This is a genomic window from Sporichthya brevicatena (assembly GCF_039525035.1).
Classification (GTDB): Bacteria; Actinomycetota; Actinomycetes; order Sporichthyales; family Sporichthyaceae; genus Sporichthya; species Sporichthya brevicatena.
Genome location: NZ_BAAAHE010000020.1, coordinates 63587 through 86954 on the forward strand (window position 1 = coordinate 63587; position 23368 = coordinate 86954).

Here is a 23368-nt window from a genome sequence, read left to right on the forward strand (position 1 = left end):
AGTCAGCTAGCTGCACAGCAACAAGACGAAGGGCCCCACCGCGCCGGCGGTGGGGCCCTTCCTTGCGTCCGGCGATAGGTGGCCTACCGGCCACAGTCAGCCGGACGCAGGGGAGGTTCCTCGAGGAATTACGGCGCGGGGGGAGACTCCTCACCAGCGTCGCCGAACTCGACGGAACCGGACTCGGTCGAGGTGTCTTCCTCGACCTCTGCGGCCGGGGCGGGGGCCGCCTGCTCGGCGGGGGCCGCCTCGACGGCCGACGGGGCGGCGACGGCGTCGACCGGTGCTGCCTCGGGGGTCGTGGCCTTCGTCGGGGTCACGGCGCCATCGCTGCGGCGGGCCGTGGCCTTGCGGTCGGTCTTCGCGGGACGCTCGACGACGACGTCGTCCTCCTCGTCCGCCCGCGCCGAATCTGTCGTGGCGTCAGACGATCCGGCCGAGGCGGCCCGCGAGTCGGCACTCCCCTCCGTGCGCCCACTCGCGGATCCGCCCGCCGACCCCGTGGCCGCGTCCGAGGAGGACGACTCCTCCGCGGCCGTCTCCTCGGCCCGCTCCCCGCGGGCCTTGTCCTTGTTCTTGCTCTTGCCGGTCTCCTCGACCTGGAGCTCGGCGTCGTCACCGACACCGGCACGGGCCTCCTGCACCGAACCGGCGGGAACGGCGTCGCCGAGGTCGAGCACGCCGAGCGACGCCAGCCCGAACCCGCCGAGCAGGATCACGCCCGCGGCGACTGTCACGACCTTGTGCGCCTTGCGCTGCGGCTTGGGCTCGGACTTCATCCGCCGTCCCTCGACGATCTCCGCCTCCCGACCGTCGAACTTCTCGGTCGTGAGCGCGGGACGCACCGGCCGGTCGGCGGTGGTGCCGGCTGCCACCGGAGCCAGGGGAGCCACGGAAGCCGGGGCGGGGGAGTTTGCCGCCGCGGCCGCCGGAGCGACGGCCGCGGCAGCGGCCAGTCCGGCGGTGAGGGCGAGCGCGGGACGGGCGTGCCGGCCGGACTTCTCCAGGGCCAGGACGCCGCCGATCGCGACCGCGAGCTTGGGGTCGATGTCCCGCTCGAGCGGGACGCCCGGGTACCGAGCGGACAGCAGCTGCGTCACGAGCGGGATCCGCGAGGACCCACCGGTGAGCAGGATGCGGTCGAGGTTCTTGCTCGTCAGCCCCGCGGAGACCAGCGCGGCCTCGACGAAGGTGCACGTCTCCTCGAGGGCGCCGGCGATCATCGCCTCGAAGTCGGCGCGGGTGACGCGGACGGAGGTCTGCGCCCCGCCGAGCAGGACCGGCACGGTCGCGGCGGTGTCGGCGGACAGGGCCTCCTTCGCCTCGACGCACTCACGCCGCAGGCGGGCCATCGCCGTCAGGTGCAGCGGGTCGTCGGGCTCGACGCCCGGGGTCTGCGGCCCGGCGACGCCGAGCACGTAGGCGAGCACTGCGTCGTCGAAGTCGACGCCACCGAGGTTCGGGATCCCCGTCGGGGTGCCGAGTGCGGTGAAGCGGTTGCCGGACTCCGCGCGCAGGACCGCCGCGTCGAACGTCCCGCCGCCGAGGTCGTAGACCGCGACGGCCGCGCCGGCCTCGAGCTTCCCGGCCTGTGCGTAGGCCAGGGCCGCGGCGGCGGGCTCGCTGATCATCGTGACGTCGAGCAGGCCCTCGCGGGCGAGCGCGCCGGCGAGCAGGTCCTTCTTGTGCGAGCCCCACGCGGCCGGGACGGTGACGGCGACGGCGTCGGGCGCCCCGCCCTCCTGCTCGGCGACGCGGTCGGCGACGAGGCCGATCATCTTCGCCGCGAGGGCGTGCGCGGTGAGGCCGTCGCCGGACGTGCCGACGAGCAGCGGGGTCTCGTCCCCGATGCGGCGCTTGAACCGACGGACCACGCGGTCCGGGTCGGTCAGCGCGCGGCGCTCGGCCGCCTCACCCATGAGGACGGTGCCGTCGGCGCCCAGGAACAGGACGGAGGGCACGGTCGCGGACCGGTCGCCCAGTCGGACGACGGTCGGCGCGGACCCGGTGCCCGGGCGGTGCACCACCGCCGCGGTGTTGGTGGTGCCGAGATCGACACTGAGTCGGTAACCCATGGCGCGCCAGCCCCCTTGGTCGTGGTTCAACGGGGGCAATACGACCGGAGCGACACCCGCCGGGTCGCCCTAAACCAGGACAAGATCGTTTGACCGCGAGCGCAGCAAAGGAGCCGAGGGAAGGTCCGATTTCGGGCGTTCGTGCAGGTCGGAGGCGGTTTACTACCGCTTGAACCAGTGTGACTGGTGATGTCTAGTGTGACGGTTGTTACCACTTCTTGAACACCAGTCACACGCGACACGCCGCGAATCCCCCAACGCGGGCGCGCCGGCCAAGATCCAGATCCCCCAATCCGGTGATCTTGATTTGGGGGTTTTCCCCGATCCGTCCGATTCGCCCGACTCCCTAGGTTCGGCACCACAGCGGCTCCGGTGCGGGGCCCCGAGCCCACCACCTCGGACGAATCTGACGAAGGGTCACCCCAATGGCTACCTCCCTGCTCGACTGGATCATGGACCTGATGCGGGACGGCAGCGCCCGCGAGGCGTTCAACACGAACCCGCAGCTGTCGATGGCGTCCGCCGGCTTCACCAACGTGTGCGGCGCGGACGTCGCGGACTCGCGCACGTTCCTCTTCGACAACCCCTCGATCCGCGAGGTCGGCGGCGTCGAGCGTCCCTCGGTCGACGAGGCGGACGCGGCGGAGCACATCCGCTACATCATCAACAACTACACGATCGAGCAGCCGGCCGTGGCGTCCGACAGCTTCACCGGCCCGACGACGATCATCGACACCCCCGAGCCCAGCAGCACGGACACGCAGTCGACCGGGATCGAGGGTGACAACAACACCGTCACCGCGAACCAGGAGAACACCGCGGACCAGAGCTCGTCGGACGACGACACGGTGACCGACTCCAGCACCAACATGGACAGCGACGCCGACAACGTCGTCACCGGCGACCACTCGGCCGGTGAGAACCAGATCGCCGGTGGCCTCGACGACATCGGCGAGGGCCTGTCGGGCAACGACAACACGAACATCATCACCCTCGCCGACGTGGTCGACATCGAGGACTCCCCGATCCTCAACGAGTCGCTGAACCGGCTCGTCGACGACAGCCTGAACGAGGTCGCCTACAACGGCCTGCAGTCCGCGCACGACCTGATCAACATCCTCGGCTGACACTCGCGAGATCTGCCGAAGCTCGACTCCCGAGCTACCTCGCGGAGGGGAGCATCTCGTCCGGCGCGCGTCACCCGTGTCGCGCCGATCTCAAGGCGCGCGTCGACGAGGTGTGTGGGGTATGGCCCCGCCCCGGCGGCCCACCGGGGCGGGGCGATCCCGACCAGCCAGCGCAGCATCCGGCCCGACCGGGCCCCATCAACCAACAGCCAGCACCACAACCTGAGGAAGGGTCACGGAAATGGCCATCACCCTGCTCGACTGGATCGCCGACCTGATGCGCAACGCCGGCGCCCGCGAGGCGTTCGCCGCGCAGCCGCAGCTCGCCATGGCGTCCGCCGGCTTCACGCAGTCCTGCGGCTCCGGCGAGGTCTCCCCGGCGTTCTACCCGGCGGACACCAGCTTCCGCGAGGTCCAGGGCGTCTCGGTGCCCGACACCGTCCAGGACGTCACGTACGTCGAGTACGTCATCAACAACTACACGTACACCACGCCGGCCGTCTCCACCTCGGAGTTCACCGGCCCGACGACCATCATCGACAACCCGGAGCCCAGCAACACCGAGACCCAGGGCGCCAACATCGAGGGCGACGGCAACACGGTCGACGCGAACCAGTCGAACACCGTCGACCAGAGCTCGAGCGACGACGACACCACGACCGACGAGAGCACCAACACCGACCAGGACGCCGACAACGTCGTGACCGGCGACCACTCGGCCGGTGGCAACCAGATCGCCGGCGGCATCGACGACGTCGGTGAGGGCATCTCGGGCAGCGACAACCTGAACGTCATCACGCTGGCGGACGTCGTCGACATCGAGGACTCGCCCATCCTCAACCGCAGCCTCAACGACGCGGTCGACGACAGCCTCAACGAGGTCGGCTACAACCTGCTCCAGAACGCCGAGAACCTGATCAACATCCTGGGCTGACGGCAACGCCTCAGGAGGGGACATCTCGACGTATTCCGTGTCGGTCGTGTCGCGCCAGATCCCCCGACACGCACCCGTCGAGGTGAGAGGATCGGCCCCGTCCCGGGTTCACCGGGGCGGGGCCGCCGCCTGCGCGGACCGGGTCGCGGACTTACCGTGGCTCGGGGCGCCTGTGGGGGCGGTCGTGAAGACCAGGGTCAGGAGAGGTACGTGCCGGCACCCGAAGCGGTGATCCAGACGGTCGACGAGGCGCTGCGCATGGTCACGGCGCGCGGCCGCACCGACCTCGCGGCACGCCTGCGCAAGACCAAGGACCGGCTCCACGACGACCGCATCCGTGTCCTGGTCATCGGGGAGTTCAAGCAGGGCAAGTCCCAGCTGGTGAACGCCCTGGTCCGGGCCCGGGTCTGCCCCGTCGACGACGACATCGCCACCTCCGTCCCGACGGCCGTGTACTACTCCGAGACGCCGGTCGTGACGCTGGTGAAGGAGGAGCCGGGCGCGGATCCCGACGACGAGTCACGTCCGGTGCGCACCGAACGCACCGAGGCGAGCCTGGAGGACATCCAGCGCTTCGTGACCGAGATGGGCAACCCCGCGAACCGCGAGGGGCTCAGCCACGTCGAGGTAGGACTGCCCACGCCGTTGCTCCAATCGGGTCTTGAGCTCGTGGACACTCCGGGCGTCGGTGGTCTCGGGTCCGTCCGCGCCACCGCGACCCTCGCAGCCCTGCCCGGCGCCGACGCCGTCCTCCTCGTCTCCGACGCCGCGCAGGAGTACACCGCCGCGGAGCTCGAGTTCCTCAAGCACGCGGTGAAGCTGTGCCCGAACATCGCCTGCATCCTGACGAAGATCGACCTCTACCCCGAGTGGCGGCGCATCTACGAGCTGAACCAGGCGCACCTGACCAAGGCGGGCATCACGGCCCAGCTGATCCCGGTCTCCTCGGTGCTGCGCTGGCACGCGCTCGACCGCAACGACAACGACCTCAACATCGAGTCCGGCTTCCCGGTGCTCGCGACGATGCTGACGAACACCGTCGGCCAGGCGGAGCTGCTGGTGCGGCGCGCGGTCGCGAACACCGTGGCCGGCGTGGCCGAGCAGCTCGCGCGGGGTCTGCAGTCCGAGCTCGGCGTCCAGGAGCACCCGGAGACCGTGCAGTCGACGGTCACCGACCTGCGTGCGGCCAAGGAGCGGATGGCCGCCCTGCGTGACCGGTCCGCCCGCTGGCAGCAGACGCTCTCGGACGGCGTCGCCGACCTCGCCGCCGACATCGACTACGACCTCCGCGACCGCATGCGCGACATCCAGCGCAACGCCGAGGAGGAGATCGACGTCCTCGGCGACCCCGCCGTCGTGTGGGTCGAGTTCGCCCCGTGGGTGGAGGAGCAGGTCGCGGCCGCGACGTCGGCCAACTTCGTCTGGGCGAACGAACGCGCCCGCTACCTGGCCGCGCTCGTCGCCGAGCACTTCGCGGAGGACGGTCAGCTCTCGCTGCCCGACCTCGACGTCGACTCCGGCGGGTCGATGCAGGCCGTCCGTCCGATGTACCTCTCCGACGAGGGTGACCCGAGCCTCGGCGAGCAGGCCCTGATCGCCGTCCGCGGCGGTTACATCGGAACACTCATGTTCGGCATGTTCTCCACCTTCGCGGGGATGGCTCTGCTGAACCCGTTCTCGGTCGGCGCCGGTCTCCTGCTCGGTGGACGTACGCTGCGGGAGGAGAAGAAGCGCTTGCTGCAGCGCCGTCAGGCGGAGGCGAAGAACGCTGTGCGTCGATACACCGACGATGTGACCTTCCACGTCGGGAAGGACTCGCGCGACATGCTGCGCCGGGTCCAGCGTCAGTTGCGCGACCACTTCACGCAGGTGGCCACCGAGCTCGAGACGTCGCTGCAGGACTCGCTGAAGGTCGCCGAGGCCGGCGCCCGCACCAACGCCAAGGACCGCGAGGCCCGGATCGGTGAGCTCAAGCGCGAGCTCGCCGGCGTCGCCGCGCTGCAGAAGCAGGCTCGCGACCTCGTCGCCGTCGCCGCGAAGGCGGGTGCGGTGTGATCCTTCGCCGCAAGAACAAGAAACGCGCGGCGGAAACGGACGAGACGGCGACCTCCGGCGTTCCCGCCCAGGCCACCCCCGCCGGTCCGCTGCCCGGCTCCGCTCCGCTCGAGCCCCCGACGGCTGCGGCTCCGGATGCGCCGCCGGCTCCGGTCGAGACGCCGGCCGCCCCGGTCGCGCGGGAGACGCCGGTCCCCGCGGCGCGGTCGCGGATCACGCCGGCGTCGACGGACATCTGCGACCAGGTGCGCGCCGTGCTGCAGCAGGCCGCGGAGGTCTACGCCGACCACCCCGAGGAGGCGGAGCGGATCGAGGCCCACCTCGACCGGCTCGACTCCCCGGTCCGGATCGCCATCGCCGGCAAGGTGAAGGCGGGCAAGTCGACGCTGTTGAACGCGCTCGTCGGCGAGATCATCGCCCCCACCGACGCGGGGGAGTGCACCCGCATCGTCACCTGGTACCGCAACGCCCAGGCGCCGCGGATCGTCATGCGGCGCAAGGACGGCGAGGCCGCGGACCTGCCGATCGTCCGGCACAACGGCAAGCTCGAGCTCGACCTGCTCGGCGCCGCGCCCGAGGACGTCGACCGCCTCACCGTCGACTGGCCCTCCGGTGACCTCTCCTCGATGACGCTGATCGACACCCCGGGCATCGCGTCCGCGTCGGCGGAGGTGTCCGCGCGGACCGAGGCGCTGCTCACCCCCGACGAGGAGCAGGGCGCCGCCGACGCGATCGTCTACCTGATGCGGCACGTGCACGCCGACGACGTCGGGTTCCTCGAGGCCTTCCACGCCCACGCGGCGATCGGGTCCTCCCCGGTGAACACCGTCGCGGTGCTCTCCCGGGCGGACGAGATCGGCGCCGGCCGCGTCGACGCGCTGCAGTCCGCGCGCGCGATCGCGTCCCGGCTGCGCGGCGAGGAGAAGATCCGGTCGCTGTGTCAGACCGTCGTCCCCGTCGCGGGTCTGCTGGCCGAGACGGGACGGACGCTCCGTCAGTCGGAGTTCAACGCGCTCGCGAAGATCGCCGCCGCGGACCGTGACTTCGTCGACGCGATGCTGCTCTCCGCCGACCGCTTCGGGCGCGAGCTGCCCGAGGGCTCGCCGGACCTGCCGTCGGCCGAGGTGCGCCGCCGGCTGCTCGAGCGGTTCGGGCTCTTCGGCGTCCGGCTCGCGCTGCCGCTGATCCGGCAGGGCATCACGGACTCGACGGCGCTGTCGGCGGAGCTCGTCCGTCGCTCCGGGCTGGAGGAGCTGCGCGAGGCCCTGACCGCGCTGTTCACCGAGCGCGGTGACCTGCTCAAGGCGCGGTCGGCGCTGATGGCGCTGGACTCGATCCTGCGTTCCACGCCGCTGCCCGAGTCGGAGATGCTCTTCGCGCAGGTCGAGAAGATCTCGTCCGGCGCGCACGAGTTCGTCGAGCTCGGCCTGCTGGGGTCGTTGCGCACTGGTGCCGTCGTGCTCCCCGCGGACCAGCGCGCCGAGGCCGAGCGCCTCCTCGGCGGGACCGGTCAGGCCCAGTTCGTGCGCCTCGGCCTCCCGCCGGAGGCGACCCCCGACGAGATCCGCGACGCCGCCACCGACGCGATGGGCCGCTGGCGCCGCCGGGCCGAGAACCCCGCCTCGACCCGCCCCGTCGCCGACGCCGCCCGCGTCATCGTCCGCACCTGCGAGGGCATCATCGCCTCCCTGCCCTGATCTGCGACCTCTTCGTCAAAAAAGGGTGTCACCCCTTACTGCGCAGTAAGGGGTGACACCCTTTTTGGCGCCAGAAAGGGTGTCACCCCCACTGTGACGGGTGAGGCTGATCAGGCGTCGTTGTCGAGGGCGGCGCGGAGCTGGGAGAACAGCTCGCCGCGGCTGCCGGCGCCGAGGCGCTGGCGCATACGGGCGACGTGGTGCTCGACGGTCTTCGCGGAGATGAACAGCCGCTCGCCGATCTCCTTGTACGTCAGGCCCGTGACGAGCAGAGCGGCGACCTCGCGCTCGCGCTCGGAGAGGCTGACCCCGCTCGACGAGGAGGACGACGAGGTCGGCGCGGAGTCCCCCGGACGGCTGGGGGAGGGGAAGGTCGGCGTGTCGGCCGGGAGGTCCAGGCCCGCGGCCTCGACCGCGACCGAGCCGGCGGCGGCCGGACGCAGCGAGCGGGCGACGCTCATCAGCGCCGACATCACCTGGCGGTCGCCGGTGCGGACGGCGGCCTGGCCGGCGAGGCGGGAGGCGTCCCAGGCGTGGCCGATCGAGTGCAGACGCCGGGCCGCGGCCTCGACCTCGGTGGCGTCGACCTGACCCGCCATCACGCGCATCCACGACCGCGCCGCCGCGGCGAGGACCGCCGCCTGCGGGTAGGACGGGGCCGCTGTCTCGAGCACAGCGATATGTGACTCGGCGTCAGCCGGACGGTCCGCCAGACTCGCGGCCTGGACGGCATACCAGTGCATCGGGGTCGCCCACAGCGCCGGCTGGCCGAGACGGTCGAGCAGAGCCCACGCCTCGGTGAGGTGCGGACGGATCCAGCTCTCCTCCTGCAGTCGCGCCGCGGCGACGGCGAGCTCGCCGACGGCGTGCAGCGCGAACAGGTCGACGGGGTGGCGGACGATCGCCTGCCGCGCCCGCTGCCACGCGGTGGTCAGCGCGCCGAGGTCGCCCTCGCGGCGGGCGAGCCCGACCTCGATGGCGGCGGCGGTCAGTTCCTCGCGGGGCTCCAGGGCGCCGCCGCCCGGGCCGGCGGAGGCGACGAGAGCGCGGGCGGCGTCGAGGTCGCCCCGCTGCATCGCGGTCCAGGCCTGCAGGAGGCGGTAGCGCGACATCGCCGGCTCCCCGCCGAGGCGGACGGCGACCGCCCGGCTCAGCACGGACTCGGCGACGTCGAACTCCCCGCAGTTCAGCGCGACGATCGCGGCGAGGGCGGCGGGGGTGTCGGGCATCAGGGTCCGCTCGGCGGCGGGTTCGAGCAGCATCGCGGCGCGGGCGAGCAGCGAGAGCGCGAGGCTCGGCGTCCCCGTCACGCTCTCCAGGACGCCCTCGGCGAGCAGGGTCTCGACCCCGTCCGACAGCGTCGGTGCCGGCAGCAGGCCGTGCTCGAGGGCGGCGCGCGCCCCGGGCAGGTCACCGACGCCGAGCAGCGCCGGCACCGCGAGCACGGGCGGCTCGCCGGTCGTGTTGGCCCACCAGCGGTAGAGCTGCGCGGTGCGGCTGAGCATGCCGCGGGTCGCGAGGACGGTGGCGGCGACCGCGACGGCGACGTCGCGGTCGGGAGCGTTGGCGTCGGAGATCGCGACGTCGGCCAGGCGCAGCGCGGTGTTCAGGTCGCCGACGAGCGCGCTCGCGCGGCCCAGCTTCGCGGCGACGGACGCGATCGGAACCCCCGCCTGCACGGCGGCGGCGTAGAGCTTGACGGCCTCGGTCGGCGTCGGGGCCTCCCCGGCACCGGCGGCGAGCACGGCCCCGACCTCGGGCCCGGTCATCCCCGCCCCGGCGAGCGCGCGGGCGTGCTCGAGCATCGAACCGCCGCGGCGGTGGACGGCGGTGACCCAGCCGGTCCGCATGGCCTGGATGCGCATCGGCGGCGCGAGGGTGAGCAGCGCGTGCCGGGCGAGCGGCAGCAGCGCACCGGTCTCGGTCAGCAGCCCGCTCGCGCGCGCCACCTCGGCGGCGTGCTCGACGGACGCGGGCTCGGAGTTCAGGACGTCGGCCAGCACCTGCGGGTTCAGCTCCGCCCCGACGGCGAGCGCGAGCAGCAGGCTCAGTGGTTCGGGCCCGAGGGCGCTCAGGTCCAGACGCAGGAGTTCGAGGACGCTCGTCGGGATCTTCGCCGGCGCCCAGCCCGCGTGCCCCGGCCCGTCGGGGACGAGCCCGGCGGCGCACAACGCGGCGGCGAGGGCGTCGACGAGCTTCGGCGTCCCGGCGGTCTGCTCGTAGACGAACGCGGCGAGCGCGGCGCTGCCGGCCCCGGTGCACAGCCCCTCGACGCGGGCCGTGACCTCGGCCCGCGAGAGCCGCCCGAGCACGATCGGCGCCCGCTGGCGGCCGAGCGCCGCGGCGAGGGCGTCGACGTGCGGCAGGTCCGGCCCCGGACGCGTCGCGACGACGATGCGCTGGCGGCCCGCCTCGACCATCCGGCGCAGGTCGAGGAGGACCTCGTCGGGCAAATTGCGGGCGTCGTCGATGAGGAGGACGGCGTCCTCCGGCGGCGGCCAGGCTGACGCGTCGCGGTGCACCGTCGCGCCGGCGGTGGAGTAGATGGAGGCGAGCGCGTCGAGCATCGCCGTCTTGCCGGTGCCCCCGCGCCCGACGATGACGCCGACCAGCGGGCCGGACGGGTCGGCCGCGGCGTCCGCGCAGAGCGCGACGGCGGCGTGCGAGCCCGAGAACGTCGCGTTCGGATTCCGCGGCGCCGTGAGCGAGGACGCGGAGCCGCGCGAACCGGGACCGGGAACCCGGGCCGATTGAGCGCTGGCCTGAACCACGCGTTTGCCCCCGTTTTCGATGCCAGTTGGTGCGGCGGTCGCCGACCCCGCCCCGCGGTCACCCCACGACCACCGTGGGTGCAACGGTCCAGGGGTTCGGACGCTGGATCAAGAAGACTGGTTCCGACGTGAACCTGCCTCACGCCGATTCTGTCTCTCGAGTAACACCAAACCCACGCGACACGCGTTCGCTTTGCGTTGCGTCCCTGACATCGCCGCGGCTGGGAGCCGGCTGAACGCCGCCTGTGCCGATGTCAAAAAAGGGTGTCACCCCTTACTGCGCAGTACGGGGTGACACCCCTTGGTGAGGGGGGCCGCCTAGCGTGGGGGCATGGACCCGTTCGCGCTCGAGGACCGGTGGACCCCGGTCTCCCCCCGGCTGCGGTCGCTCCGCCTGACGGTGCTGACGGGCGTCCTCGGGACGCTCGCGCTGCTCGCGGGAGCCGCGGGGGTGCTGATGGCCGTCCTCGACGACCCGGGGCCCGGGCTGATCGGGGCCGGAGCGGCGCTGGTCGTCCTCGGCGGGCTCTACCTGCTCGGCCGGCGGCTGATCCGCCGCAACTACGAGGCCTGGGGGTACGCGGAGCGGGACGAGGACCTCCTCGTCGTCCGCGGCTGGCTGTTCCGCCGGCTCGTCGTCGTCCCCTACGGCCGGATGCAGTTCGTCGACGTGACGGCCGGGCCGCTGGAGCGCCGGTTTCACCTCGCGACGGTGCAGCTCCACACCGCCGCCGCGGCCTCCGACGCCCGGATCCCCGGCCTGCCCCCGGACGAGGCCCAGCGCCTCCGCGACACCCTGGCCCGCCTCGGCGAGGCCCGGTCGGCGGGCCTGTGACCGAGTTCCATCCACCCGACGCCGACTACACCCCGGCGGGGTTCCCGCCGCCGGAGCCGGTCACCGAGCCCCTGGCGCCGCCCGCGGCACCGCCCGAGGAACCCCGGCTCGCGGCCCGGCTGCACCCGCTGACCCCGTTCGCCCGGGGCTGGGCGGCGATGATCGGCGCGACGGTGATCGCGGGCCAGGACGCGGTCCGCGAGGCGGACGTGGTCCAGATCCTGCTGATCCTCGCCGTGGTCACGGTCGCGGGCCTGGCGTTCGGGTTCTGGACGTGGTGGTTCACCCGCTACGTCATCGAGGGCGACGACCTGCGCGTGGACTCCGGGCTGCTGTTCCGCAAGAGCCGGCACATTCGGCTGTCCCGGCTGCAGGCGATCGACGTCGTGCAGCCGCTGGTGGCCCGGATCCTCGGCCTCGCCGAGCTCCGCCTCGAGGTCGCCGGCGGGGGAGCGGCCGAGGGGCGCCTGGCCTACCTCTCCGAGGACAAGGCCCGCGCGCTGCGCGCCGAGCTGCTCGCCCGGGCCGCCGGTGTCCGCCCCGACGCCCCCGAGGCGCCGGAGCAGGTCCTGGTCCGCGTCCCGGTCGCCGCGCTGATGACCTCGCTGCTGCTGACGGTCTGGGTGCCGTTGCTCGTCGTCGGCGGCTCGATCCTCATCGGCGTCGCGATCTGGCAGCGCGAGCCGGCGCTGATCTTCCCCGCGATCCCGGTCCTGCTCGCCTTCGGCACCCTCGCCTGGCGCGAGCTGGAGAGCGGCTTCGACTTCACCGTCGCCGAGTCACCCGACGGTCTGAGGCTCCGTCACGGCCTGCTGGCCCGGCACAGCCAGACCGTCCCGCCCGGCCGGGTCCAGGCGCTGCGGATCGTCCAGCCCCTGTTCTGGCGCAACCGCGACTGGGTCCGCGTCCTGATCAACGTCGCCGGCTACGCGGGCGGCAACGACGCCGCGCAGAAGTCGACGTCGGTCCTGCTCCCCGTCGCCCCGCGCGCCACGGCGCTCGGCGTGATCGGCCGGATCCTGCCCGGCGTCGACCCGGGGACGATCCCGCTCAACCCCGCCCCGCGCCGCGCCGGCCGCGCCCGCCCGTTCTGGTGGCGCGGGCTGGCCTGGGGCGCCGACGACCGGGTCTTCGTCGCGACGAGCGGCCTGTTCCGCCGCAACCTCGACGTCGTCCCGCACGGCAAGACCCAGTCCGTCCGCCTCACCCAGGGCCCCTGGCAGCGCCGCCTCGGCCTCGCGACCGTCCGGCTCGACAGCGTCCCCGGCCCGGTCGTGGTCGAGGTCGCCCACCGCTTTGCCGCCGAGGCCCGCGAGCTCACCGAGACCCAGGCCGCCCGGGCCCGCGAGGGCCGCCGCTCCGCCGGCCCCGAGCGCTGGATGGCGGGGAGCTGACGTCTCATCAGGGCGTTGTCCTCGGCGCGAGTGGCCAGTGGGCATAGCACAGTTGAGCGTCACTCATCAAGGTTGGACACGTGTGACGTGATCCACTCGGGTGAATTGAGCGACGCATGTGGATCGGCTGCTGACAGCGACTACTGGGACGGGTGTTAACAGAGTGTCATTCACTTTGTCCGATTCGTCCCGCGATCGGGCCGCTGACCTGCGGAAATACCTACTGTGACAGGTGGGACTTTCTGTTCTCAAAGCGACCGAAGGCCACCTATGTCCCATTGATTCGCCAAGCGCGAGCAAAGACGGTTTCCCCACGGCATATCCGAGATCTCTCCAGCAGCAGCGCTGGATAGGTGCGCCGGGAGGAAGTGGGGAACCCATATGAGCAAGCACATCCTGCGCGGCGCCGCGTTCTTCGGCGCCGCCGCCGTCCTCGGGGTCGCAGGCATGCAGGTCGCCACCGCGGCACCCTCCGTTCATGCCGGCGCAGCGAACCAGACCGGCTCCAGCTTCAGTCAGCTCCAGTCCGGCGAGAATGTCGCCGCCCACGGCAAGCGGGGCCCCCGTGGTCCTCGCGGCTTCACCGGTCCGCGGGGACCGGCTGGTCCGCGTGGCCCGCAGGGTGTTCCTGGGACGCCGGGTGCGCCGGGATCGCCTGGCGCGCTCATCGTCGACGTCTTCTTCCAGGGCGACGTCCAGAGCGGCACGCAACTCATGCCGTCGGGCTACGTGTTCAGTGACGGCGCCAATCCCGGGTATGACTTCCCCGGCTTCACGATCGCACCGCGTGCGTTGACGATCTCCAACTTCACCTACTGGGAGACGAACAACGCCGCTCCCGCCGCAACCAAGATCGGTCTCGGAGTGGACGACGGCACGCCGGAAGTTTTCCCGTGCATCTCGACGACCGTTGGAGGGAGCTGCACGATCTCCGCGGTGGAGATCCCGGCCGGTGCGCGTTACTACCTCGTGGCGCTCGGGCCCTCCATCGAGACAGGCGACGTGGTCACGTACACCATCTCGTAATCGATTTGTCGGCTAGGCAGAAGATTCGTGACGCCGGTCGGCCCAGCGTCAGCTGGGTCGACCGGCTCCGCGAATACTGAGTGCTGCTTACTTCCCTCGGGTGAACTGTTGATCTTGGTCCTGTTGGGGGCCGAGTCGCTGGACCGATCGCGGGGCCGAAGCGCATTGCGACGGTTGTCGGATTTGCGGACCCGAGTCGGCCGCATTCGACCGATTTGGTCGCACTGCAATCTGACCCGGAATCACTCCGAACCGCGCAGTTCGCACGGCATGAGGCGATTGCTCGCCGATGGCGAAGATCTCTAGCTTCTGGCCCGAGTGCCGGTGATCTTGACCCGACAGAAGGTCGGGGACGGCGGTGCTGGGGAGGAAGTGAAGCTCAGTGCGAATCAACAGTGTCCTGCGGGGGGCGACGGTCTTCGGGGCCGCGGCGGTGATCGGGGTCGCGGGGATGCAGATCGCGAACGCGTCGCCGACCGTCAACGCCGGGGCGGGTGAGACCAGCGCCAGTGAGACGGCCGCCGGCGACACGGCCGCGGCGGGCAAGCGCGGTCCGCGGGGTCCGCGCGGCTACACCGGTCCCCGGGGTCCGGTGGGTCCGGCCGGTCCGTCCCTGGTCAGTGGTCAGTTCCTGCCCGGCGCGAACCTTCCGGCGGGGCGCTACCGCGCCGAGGGTGTCGTCAACGTGTGGGGCGCGAACACGTTCTCCTACACCTCCGTCGCGCGGACGCTGCGGAACTTCGTGTACGTCGACTCGGCGCAGTCCCCCGCCGGCGTCGAGATCAACATCGCGGTCGACACGACCCCGCTCGACGGGCCGGCCTCGGGCGTCACCACCTACAAGTGCGCGACGGAGCCGACGCTCACGGGCGACTTCAACGCGGCGGGCGCGACCTGCTCGATCGCCTCGATCAGCATCCCGGCCGGCGCGATCTGGTACTTCCAGACCGGCGGCGCCACCGACGAGAGCGGCGACTTCTTCTCGTACACGATCTCCTAGGCGAGAACCCTTCCGACCGGCTCGGCCCCACGCGGGGCCGGGCCGGTCGGCCGTTCCAGCCCAAGATCCTGAGACGATCACGACGTGAGCTCGCTCGAACCTGGTCGACCGGGGAAGTCCGGCCGCCCCGCCCGCCTCGACGTCGGGGTGATCGGGGCCGGGAAGGTGGGGGCGGTCCTCGGGGCCGCGCTGATGCAGGCCGGGCACCGGGTGGTGGCGGCCTCCGGGGTCAGCCGCAAGAGCAAGGACCGCGCGCACGACCTCCTCGACGGCGTCGCGCTCACCGACCCCTTCGACGTCGCCGGCAAGGCGGACCTGCTGCTGATCGCGGTCCCCGACGACGCGCTCCCGCCGCTGGTCACCGGCCTCGCGGACGGGAACGCCGTCCCCGCCGGGACCCTCGTCGCGCACACCTCGGGGCGGTACGGCACCGACGTCCTGGAGCCGCTGACCCGGATCGGGTGCCTCCCGCTCGCGCTGCACCCCGTCATGACCTTCACCGGGACCCGCGTCGACCTCGCCCGCCTCGCCGGCGCCTGCTTCGGCGTGACCGCGCCGGAGCCGCTGCGCCCGGTGGCGGAGGCGCTCGTCGTCGAGATGGGCTCGGACCCCCAGTGGGTCGAGGAGGACAAGCGCGGGCTCTACCACGCCGCCCTCGCCAACGGCGCGAACCACCTAGTCACGCTGGTCGCCCAGTCCGGCGCGCTGCTCGCGAAGGCCGGGGTCGAGAACCCGTCCCGGCTGCTCGGTCCCCTGCTCGGCGCCGCCCTCGACAACGCCCTGCGCTCCGGTGACCACGCCCTCACCGGCCCCGTCGCCCGCGGGGACGCCGGGACCGTCGCCGTCCACATCGAGGAGATCGCGAAGGTCTCCCCGGAGGCCGCCGCCGCGTACGTCGCGATGGCCCGCCTCACCGCGGACCGCGCCCTCGTCGCGGGCCTGCTCACCCCCGACGCCGCGTCCTCCCTGCTCGCGGTCCTGGGCAAGCGTCACCCCTTCGAGCCCTGACCTGCGCCCAGCCAACGCACAGGTTCGTGAGTCGTCCGTCACCGCGGATCGGGATTACGCGGGGATGACGGGGGCGTTTACACTCGTGCAGCCACTGCACGTCCGGTACCCGACGAGGACTGGAACGAAGGCATGAACTCAACCGCCCTGCTTGATGCCGCACGCCCGACGACGACCACCCCCGTGGTGGCGCGCACCCGTGCGGAACTGAACGCCGCCCTGGCCGAGTCGGAACTCACCCGGCCCGGGCCCCGCGGCGTCGTGATGACGATGGGTGCCCTGCACGACGGGCACGCCGAGCTGATGCGCACCGCCCGCCGGGAGTGCGCCAGCGTCGTCGCGACGATCTTCGTGAACCCCCTGCAGTTCGGGGCGAACGAGGATCTCGACAAGTACCCGCGCACCTTCGAGGCCGACCTCGCGCTGTGCGCGGAGGCTGGGGTGGACGTGCTCTTCCACCCGGGCGAGGCCGAGATGTACCCGCACGGCCGTCCGGCCACCGTGGTCACCGCCGGCCCGCTCGGCGATGACCTGGAGGGTGCATCCCGGCCCGGCCACTTCGACGGTGTCCTCACCGTCGTGCTCAAGCTGCTGCACCTGACTGGCCCTCAGATCGCTTACTTCGGCGAGAAGGACTACCAGCAGCTGACCCTGATCCGGCAGATGGTCACCGACCTCGACCTCGACGTCCGGATTGCGCCCGTCCCGACGGTGCGGGAGGCGGACGGGCTCGCCCGCTCCAGCCGGAACCGCTACCTCTCCGACGCCGAGCGCGCCGGGGCCCTCGCGATCTCCCGCGCGCTGCGCGCCGGAGCCGCGGCCGGTCCCCGGGGCGCCGACGCCGTGCTCGCGGCCGCGAAGGCGACCCTGGCTGCCGAACCCGGCCTGGTCGTGGATTACGTTGCGCTGCGCGACCCCGAACTAGCCCCTGCACCAGACACCGGCGAGACCCGCCTGCTGGTAGCTGCGAAAGCCGGAACAACGCGGCTGATCGACAACCTGCCCGTGCTGCTCGGTCCTCCCGTGCAGACCGCCCGGAACTGAAGGGACGCCGCCACCGTGTTCCGCACCATGCTGAAGTCCAAGATTCACCGCGCCACCGTGACGCAGGCCGACCTGCACTACGTCGGCTCGATCACCATCGACGAGGACCTCCTCGACGCCGCCGATCTCCTCGCCGGCGAGCAGGTCGCGATCGTGGACATCGACAACGGCGCCCGCCTCGAGACCTACGTGATCCCGGGCCCGCGCGGCACCGGCATCATCGGTATCAACGGTGCGGCGGCTCGCCTGGTCCAGCCGGGCGACCTCGTCATCATCATCAGCTACATGGGCGTCACCGACGCCGAGGCCCGCGAGCTGAAGCCGAAGGTCGTGCACGTCGACGGCCGCAACAACATCGTGCACATCGACGGCGACCCGGCTGCTCCCGTCCCCGGCGACGGCGAGGACCGCGGCGACGTGCGTGGCGACGTTCTGATGAACCGTCACGCCACGGCGCCCGTGCACGCCGGCCGCTGAGCCGGGCGACGGCCACGCCATGAGCGGGTTGCCGCGGCGGCTCGCTGCACCGGAGCCCGGATGGGTTGCGGAGGCGGACGTCGTCGTCGTCGGGTCCGGCATCGCCGGCCTCACGATCGCACTGCGCGCGGCGAACTCCCTCGCGGAGTTCGCCGGCCGCGTCCTGCTCGTCACCAAGGACGTTCTCGCGGCGGGCTCGACCCAGTGGGCGCAGGGCGGCATCGCCGCCGCCCTCGGCCCGGAGGACAGCCCCGCCGAGCACGAGCGCGACACCCTGCTCGCGGGGGACGGCCTGTGCGACCCCGATGCGGTCCGGCTCCTCGTGACCGAGGGCCCGGCCGCTGTCCGCCGCCTGATCGCCGGCGGCGCCGTGTTCGACCTCGCGGCCGACGGGGAACTGGCCCTCGGCCGCGAGGGCGGTCATCGCCGTGACCGCATCGCCCACGCCGGCGGCGACGCCACCGGCGCGGAGATCCAGCGCGCGCTCGTCGACGGCGTCCGCGCCGACTCGCGCATCGAGGTCATCGAGCACGCCCTCGGCCTCGACCTGCTGCTCGGGGCCGACGGCGGCGTCGCCGGCCTGACGCTGCACGTCATGGGGGAGGGCCAGCGCGACGGCGTCGGCGCGATCCACGCCCCGATCGTCGTCCTCGCCACCGGCGGGCTCGGTCAGGTCTACGAGGCGACGACAAACCCGCTCGTCTCCACCGGTGACGGCATCGCGATGGCGCTGCGCGCCGGCGCGGTCGTGCGCGACCTGGAGTTCGTCCAGTTCCACCCCACCGTCCTCTGGCTCGGTCCCGGTGCTGCCGGTCAGCAGCCGCTGATCTCCGAGGCCGTGCGCGGCGAGGGCGCGATCCTCGTCGACGCCAAGGGCGAGCCGTTCATGGCCGGCGAGCACGAGCTCGGCGACCTCGCGCCGCGCAGCGTCGTCGCCAAGGCGATCCTGCGCCGAATGAACGCGACCGGCGTCCCGCACGTGTGGCTCGACGCCCGCGGCCTCGGCGCCGAGACGTGGGAGGGGCGCTTCCCGACGATCCTCGCCAAGTGCCGCGAGCACGGCATCGACCCGGTGACCGACCTGATCCCCGTCGTCCCCGCGTGCCACTACGCCTCCGGCGGCGTGCGCACCGACCTCGCCGGCCGCTCGACGATCCCCGGCCTCTACGCCTGCGGCGAGGCGGCGTGCTCCGGCGTGCACGGGGCGAACCGGCTCGCGTCGAACTCCCTCCTCGAGGGCCTGGTCTTCGCCGAGCGGATCGCCGACGACCTCGAGCGCACGTTCCGCACCGGCCGGCCCGCCCGCCGCGAGCCGGCGAAGGACCGCCGCGAACCCGGCGTCATCGCCGGCAGCGCCCGGCGCGAGATCCAGCAGCTGATGAGCGCCGGCGCCGGCGTGCTCCGCAACCACCGTGGTCTGCGCGAGACCGAGGCCGCACTGATCTTCCTCAGCCGGTCGCACCCCGGCGAGCCGTGCGTCGAGTCCTGGGAGACGACGAACCTGCTGACGGTCGCGCGCTTCCTCGTCGCGGCCGCCGCCGAGCGCGCCGAGACCCGCGGCTCCCACTGGCGCGAGGACCACCCCGACCGCGACGATGCCGAGTGGCTCGGTCATCTGGACTGCCGCCTCACCGACGAGGGGGTCTCGATGGTGCACACCGCGGGGCACCTCGGCGTCCCCTCCGCGCTGCTGTCGGCCGAGCTCGGCGAGGCGGGGCTCCCGGTCGCGGAGGTGCTCGACGTCGTCTCCCGCGCCTTGGCCGAGGACATCGCCCCCGGCCGCGCGGACGTCACCAGCACCGCGACCGTCCCCGCCGAGCAGCGCAGCACCGCCGACGTCGTCGCCCGCGCGGACGGGGTCGTCGCCGGCCTGTCCGTCGCCCGTGCGGTGTTCGAGACCGTGACGCGGGGTGCGGCGCTCGTCGACCTGCTCGCGAAGGACGGCGAGCGCGTCCGCCGCGGCGACGTGCTGATGTCGGTGTCGGGCCGGACCGTCGACCTGCTCGTCGCCGAGCGGACCGCCCTGAACTTCCTGTGCCACCTCTCCGGCATCGCGACCGCCACCCGTGCCTGGGCCGACGCCCTCGCCGGCACGCGCGCCCGCGTCCGGGACACCCGCAAGACGACGCCCGGCCTGCGCGCGCTGGAGAAGTACGCCGTGCGCGCCGGGGGCGGGGTGAACCACCGCATGTCGCTGTGGGACGAGGCCCTGATCAAGGACAACCACGTCATCGCCGCCGGGGGGATCGTCGAGGCCTTCGAGGCCGTGCGCTCGCGCTACCCGGACCTCCCGGTCGAGGTCGAGGTCGACTCCCTGACGCAGCTTCAGGCCGTGCTCGAAGCCGGTGCGGAGCTGGTGCTGCTCGACAACTTCACGCCCGATCAGATGCGTGAGGCGGTCGCCCTGAACAACGGCCGGGCGCGGCTGGAGGCCAGCGGCGGCCTGACGTTCGCCGACGCTGCCGCCGTCGCGGCCACCGGTGTTGACTACATCTCCGTCGGCGCGCTCACCCACTCGGCGCCGATTCTCGACATTGCTCTGGACCTGCGCGAGGAGTCCAGCTGATGCTGCTCACCATCGACGTCGGCAACACCCACTCCGTCCTGGGGCTGTTCGACGACAAGGAGATCGTCGAACACTGGCGGATCGCCACCGACGCCCGCCGGACCGCCGACGAGCTCGCCGTGACGATCCGGTCGCTGCTCGACCGCTACGTCCCGCCGGGCGGGGCGCCCGAGGGCGACCTCATCACCGGCATCTCGATGTGCTCCACCGTCCCCTCGGTCCTGCACGAGATGCGCGAGATGTTCCGCCGGTACTACCCGGACGTCCCGTCCGTGGTCGTCGAGCCCGGCGTGCGCACCGGCGTCCCCGTCCTCATGGACAACCCGAAGGAGGTCGGCGCCGACCGCGTCGTGAACTCCCTCGCGGCCGCCCACCTCTACGGCGGGCCGTGCATCGTGGTCGACCTCGGCACCGCGACGACCTTCGACGCCGTCAGCGCCCGCGGGGAGTACATCGGCGGCGCGATCGCCCCCGGCATCGAGATCTCCGTCGAGGCCCTCGGCTCCCGCGGCGCCCAGCTCCGCAAGGTCGAGCTCGCCCGCCCGCGCTCGGTCATCGGCAAGAGCACCGTCGAGGCCATGCAGGCCGGCATCCTCTACGGCTTCGCCGGCCAGATCGACGGGATCGTCGAGCGCATGGCCGCCGAGCTCTCCGACGACCCCGACACCGTCACCGTCGTCGCCACCGGCGGCCTCGCGACGATCATCCTCGCCGAGGCCTCCACCATCGACGTCCACGAGCCCTGGCTCACCCTCGTCGGGTTACGCCTCATCTACGAGCGCAACACGCCCTCCGCGTAGTCCGGCGGGGCGACTGGCTGCGTTGTCGTCGTCGCCGATCCAAACCCGGGATCGGCTTCCTCCTCCGCCTTGCCATCCGCGCCGCCGGACTCCGCGGAGCCCGCACGGGCAGGGAAGTACCCTCTGCGGGTGATCGAGGAGAACGAACTGCCGGAGCAGATGCGGGTCCGGCGGGAGAAGCTGGAGCGGCTGCGGGCGACGGGTGTCGACCCGTACCCGGTGACCTTCGAGCGGACCGCGACGGCGGCCGAGCTCGCGGCGAAGCACACGGGCCTGGACCCCGACACCCACACGGGGGAGACCGCCGGGGTGACCGGCCGGGTCATGCTCTCGCGGGTCGGCGGCAAGCTCTGCTTCGCGACGCTGCGGGACGGCAGCGGCGACATCCAGGTCATGCTCTCGCTCGACAAGCTCGGGCCGGACGCGCTCGCGGCCTGGAAGTCCGACGTCGACCTCGGGGACCACGTCGGCATCACCGGCGAGGTCATCACCTCCAAGCGGGGTGAGCTCTCCGTCCTCGCCGACTCCTGGACGCTGACCGCCAAGTGCCTGCGCCCGCTGCCGGACAAGCACAAGGGCCTGTCCGACCCCGAGGCGTTGGTCCGACAGCGTTACGTCGACCTGATCGTGAACCCGGACGCCCGCCGGATGCTCACGATGCGGTCCGAGATGGTTCGCTCTCTGCGAAACACGTTGGCCGAGGCGGGCTTTCTCGAGGTCGAGACGCCGATGCTCCAGGCCATTCACGGCGGCGCGAATGCGCGTCCGTTCGTCACGCACATCAATGCCTACGACGCGGACCTGTATCTGCGTATCGCGCCCGAGTTGTATCTGAAGCGACTCGCGGTCGGCGGTGTCGAGAAGGTATTCGAGATCAACCGCAACTTCCGGAACGAAGGCGTCGACGCGACGCACAATCCGGAGTTCACGATGCTCGAGGCGTATGAGGCCTACGGCGACTACAACACGATGGCCGACCTGACGCGACGTCTCATCCTGAACGCGACGCGCGACGCCGTCGGAAGCACCGTCATCAACCGTGGTGGCGAGGAATTCGACATCGGCGGCGAATGGCGCACCGTCACGGTGAACGAAGGATTGTCCGAGGCCCTCGGAACCGAGATCACCGCCGACACCCCCGTCGCGGACCTGATCGCGTTGTGCCAGAAGGCGGACGTCCCGTTCAACCCGGACTGGAACCGCGGCCAGATTGTTCTGGAGATGTACGAGCACCTGTTGGAGGAACGCACGGTTCTCCCGACGTTCTACCGCGATTTCCCCACCGAGGTCTCCCCACTGACGCGTGCTCACCGGGAAGACCCGCGATTGGCGGAACGCTGGGATCTCGTCGCATTCGGCACCGAGATCGGGACGGCCTATTCCGAACTCATCGACCCGGTGGAACAACGCGCCCGGCTCACCGCCCAGTCGCTGCAGGCCGCCGGCGGTGACGCCGAGGCGATGCAGCTCGACGAGGACTTCCTCCGCGCCCTGGAGTACGCGATGCCCCCGACCGGCGGGATGGGTATGGGCGTCGACCGGTTGCTGATGATGATGACCGGCGCCAGCATCCGGCAGACCGTGCTGTTCCCGTTCGTCCGTCCGGAATGAGCGTGCAGATCCGGCGCGCTCGCACCGCGGACGTGCGGGAGATTCAGCGCTTCATCGACGTCTACGCCGACGACAAGATCCTGCTGTCGAAGCCGACCGTCCAGCTGTACGAGGACGTCCAGGAGTTCTGGATCGCCGAGCGGACGACCGAGGCCGGCGCCCGGGTCGTCGGCTGCGGGGCCCTGCACGTCATGTGGGAGGACCTCGCCGAGGTCCGCACCCTGGCCGTCACCCCGGACGAGCGCGGCACCGGCGTCGGGCACCAGCTGCTGGCGACGTTGATCGAGGTCGCCCGGGAACTCGGCGTGGCCCGCGTGTTCTGTCTGACCTTCGAGGTCGAGTTCTTCAGCCGGCACGGATTCCAGCAGATCGACGGGGTCCCGGTCGATCAAGAGGTCTACGCGCAGATTCTGCAGTCGTACGACGAAGGTGTCGCCGAGTTCCTCGACCTCGAACGGGTGAAGCCGAACACCTTGGGTAACTCCCGGATGCTGCTGACGTTATAGATACGTCTAAGCTGGAACGACTGAGCCGGATTGCGAGCGCGGGAAATTCCTGCTTTGCTTTTCCGCGTATCGAACCGTTGCAGACAGGGGAATGCCCACCATGGCGCAAAAGACGCTGGTCATTCTTGAGGACGACCTGGACGGCGGTGAGGCCGCTGAGACGGTTTCCTTCTCGCTCGACGGCGTCGCCTACGAGATCGATCTTTCCGCCAAGAACGCCGCGAAGTTGCGCGACGCGATGGCTCTCTATGTGGGCTCCGCCCGCCGGGTGGGTGGCCGCGCCGCCCGCGGTAAGGCGAAGGCCCGCACCGGAAACGCGCGCACTGCCGACATCCGGGAATGGGCGCGCGCGAACGGCCTCGACGTGAGCGAACGCGGGCGTATTCCCGCGTCGATCGTCGAGCAGTACGAGAAGGTTCACAAATAGGACATCCGGTTCCCA

Annotated in this window: 18 protein-coding genes; 16 read left to right on the top strand and 2 right to left on the bottom strand. The window is 71.8% G+C overall.

Annotated elements, in window-relative coordinates:
- Positions 1–128: 128 nt before the first annotated feature.
- Positions 129–2075, bottom strand: a complete 1947-nt coding sequence (locus tag ABD401_RS13030) for an Hsp70 family protein (RefSeq protein WP_344605335.1) — start codon at positions 2073–2075, stop codon at positions 129–131.
- A gap of 425 nt (positions 2076–2500) precedes the next feature.
- On the opposite strand from ABD401_RS13030, the gene ABD401_RS13035 reads away from it, so the two are divergent.
- The 4 genes from ABD401_RS13035 to ABD401_RS13050 all read left to right on the top strand — a co-directional run bounded on the left by ABD401_RS13035 (position 2501) and on the right by ABD401_RS13050 (position 7888).
- Positions 2501–3202, top strand: coding sequence for an IniB N-terminal domain-containing protein (locus tag ABD401_RS13035; protein ID WP_344605337.1), 702 nt, complete (start codon positions 2501–2503; stop codon positions 3200–3202).
- A gap of 241 nt (positions 3203–3443) precedes the next feature.
- Entirely contained in the window at positions 3444–4136 is a 693-nt protein-coding gene (locus tag ABD401_RS13040) for a hypothetical protein (protein ID WP_344605339.1), read from the top strand.
- A 210-nt stretch (positions 4137–4346) separates the two neighbouring features.
- A complete protein-coding gene (locus ABD401_RS13045; RefSeq protein ID WP_344605341.1) occupies positions 4347–6191 on the top strand; it encodes a dynamin family protein in 1845 nt (614 codons plus the stop codon).
- Entirely contained in the window at positions 6188–7888 is a 1701-nt protein-coding gene (locus ABD401_RS13050; protein WP_344605343.1) for a dynamin family protein, read from the top strand. The genes ABD401_RS13045 and ABD401_RS13050 overlap by 4 nt, the downstream gene beginning before the upstream one ends.
- 110 nt (positions 7889–7998) lie before the next feature.
- Here ABD401_RS13050 and ABD401_RS13055 read toward each other — a convergent pair whose 3' ends face one another.
- Positions 7999–10659: a helix-turn-helix transcriptional regulator gene (locus ABD401_RS13055; RefSeq protein ID WP_344605345.1), complete on the bottom strand. Its 2661-nt coding sequence runs from the start codon at positions 10657–10659 to the stop codon at positions 7999–8001.
- 331 nt (positions 10660–10990) lie between these two features.
- On the opposite strand from ABD401_RS13055, the gene ABD401_RS13060 reads away from it, so the two are divergent.
- The 12 genes from ABD401_RS13060 (at position 10991) to ABD401_RS13115 (ending at position 23353) form a co-directional block, all read left to right on the top strand.
- The gene (locus ABD401_RS13060) at positions 10991–11494 is read left to right on the top strand and encodes a PH domain-containing protein (protein WP_344605347.1); all 504 of its coding nucleotides are present in this window, start codon (positions 10991–10993) and stop codon (positions 11492–11494) included.
- A complete protein-coding gene (locus ABD401_RS13065; RefSeq protein WP_344605349.1) occupies positions 11491–12888 on the top strand; it encodes a PH domain-containing protein in 1398 nt (465 codons plus the stop codon). Before ABD401_RS13060 ends, ABD401_RS13065 begins: the two co-directional genes overlap by 4 nt.
- A 381-nt stretch (positions 12889–13269) precedes the next feature.
- Positions 13270–13914, top strand: a complete 645-nt coding sequence (locus ABD401_RS13070) for a collagen-like triple helix repeat-containing protein (protein WP_344605351.1) — start codon at positions 13270–13272, stop codon at positions 13912–13914.
- A 382-nt stretch (positions 13915–14296) separates the two neighbouring features.
- Entirely contained in the window at positions 14297–14914 is a 618-nt protein-coding gene (locus tag ABD401_RS13075) for a hypothetical protein (protein WP_344605353.1), read from the top strand.
- An 84-nt stretch (positions 14915–14998) separates the two neighbouring features.
- The gene (locus ABD401_RS13080; protein ID WP_344605355.1) at positions 14999–15922 is read left to right on the top strand and encodes a Rossmann-like and DUF2520 domain-containing protein; all 924 of its coding nucleotides are present in this window, start codon (positions 14999–15001) and stop codon (positions 15920–15922) included.
- A gap of 132 nt (positions 15923–16054) precedes the next feature.
- On the top strand, positions 16055–16966 hold the full coding sequence (gene panC, locus ABD401_RS13085) for a pantoate--beta-alanine ligase (RefSeq protein ID WP_344605357.1): 912 nt from the start codon (positions 16055–16057) through the stop codon (positions 16964–16966).
- A 15-nt stretch (positions 16967–16981) separates the two neighbouring features.
- The gene (gene panD / locus ABD401_RS13090; protein WP_344605359.1) at positions 16982–17443 is read left to right on the top strand and encodes an aspartate 1-decarboxylase; all 462 of its coding nucleotides are present in this window, start codon (positions 16982–16984) and stop codon (positions 17441–17443) included.
- A gap of 19 nt (positions 17444–17462) precedes the next feature.
- Positions 17463–20009, top strand: a complete 2547-nt coding sequence (locus ABD401_RS13095; protein ID WP_344605361.1) for an L-aspartate oxidase — start codon at positions 17463–17465, stop codon at positions 20007–20009.
- Positions 20009–20809, top strand: coding sequence for a type III pantothenate kinase (locus ABD401_RS13100; protein ID WP_344605363.1), 801 nt, complete (start codon positions 20009–20011; stop codon positions 20807–20809). Before ABD401_RS13095 ends, ABD401_RS13100 begins: the two co-directional genes overlap by 1 nt.
- A gap of 159 nt (positions 20810–20968) precedes the next feature.
- Positions 20969–22420 carry a bifunctional lysylphosphatidylglycerol synthetase/lysine--tRNA ligase LysX gene (gene lysX / locus ABD401_RS13105; protein WP_344605531.1) on the top strand — a complete coding sequence of 484 codons (1452 nt, stop codon included), beginning with the start codon at positions 20969–20971 and terminating at the stop codon, positions 22418–22420.
- Positions 22417–22926: an amino-acid N-acetyltransferase gene (locus ABD401_RS13110; RefSeq protein ID WP_344605365.1), complete on the top strand. Its 510-nt coding sequence runs from the start codon at positions 22417–22419 to the stop codon at positions 22924–22926. The genes lysX and ABD401_RS13110 overlap by 4 nt, the downstream gene beginning before the upstream one ends.
- A 100-nt stretch (positions 22927–23026) precedes the next feature.
- Positions 23027–23353: a histone-like nucleoid-structuring protein Lsr2 gene (locus tag ABD401_RS13115; RefSeq protein ID WP_344605367.1), complete on the top strand. Its 327-nt coding sequence runs from the start codon at positions 23027–23029 to the stop codon at positions 23351–23353.
- Positions 23354–23368: the final 15 nt, after the last annotated feature.

Coding starts and splice junctions, on each gene's coding strand:
- ABD401_RS13030 (WP_344605335.1), bottom strand. CDS start 2,075: ATGGGTTACCGACTCAGTGTCGATCTCGGCACCACCAACACCGCGGCG.
- ABD401_RS13035 (WP_344605337.1), top strand. CDS start 2,501: ATGGCTACCTCCCTGCTCGACTGGATCATGGACCTGATGCGGGACGGC.
- ABD401_RS13040 (WP_344605339.1), top strand. CDS start 3,444: ATGGCCATCACCCTGCTCGACTGGATCGCCGACCTGATGCGCAACGCC.
- ABD401_RS13060 (WP_344605347.1), top strand. CDS start 10,991: ATGGACCCGTTCGCGCTCGAGGACCGGTGGACCCCGGTCTCCCCCCGG.
- ABD401_RS13070 (WP_344605351.1), top strand. CDS start 13,270: ATGAGCAAGCACATCCTGCGCGGCGCCGCGTTCTTCGGCGCCGCCGCC.
- panC (WP_344605357.1), top strand. CDS start 16,055: ATGAACTCAACCGCCCTGCTTGATGCCGCACGCCCGACGACGACCACC.
- ABD401_RS13095 (WP_344605361.1), top strand. CDS start 17,463: ATGAGCGGGTTGCCGCGGCGGCTCGCTGCACCGGAGCCCGGATGGGTT.
- ABD401_RS13100 (WP_344605363.1), top strand. CDS start 20,009: ATGCTGCTCACCATCGACGTCGGCAACACCCACTCCGTCCTGGGGCTG.
- lysX (WP_344605531.1), top strand. CDS start 20,969: ATGCGGGTCCGGCGGGAGAAGCTGGAGCGGCTGCGGGCGACGGGTGTC.
- ABD401_RS13110 (WP_344605365.1), top strand. CDS start 22,417: ATGAGCGTGCAGATCCGGCGCGCTCGCACCGCGGACGTGCGGGAGATT.
- ABD401_RS13115 (WP_344605367.1), top strand. CDS start 23,027: ATGGCGCAAAAGACGCTGGTCATTCTTGAGGACGACCTGGACGGCGGT.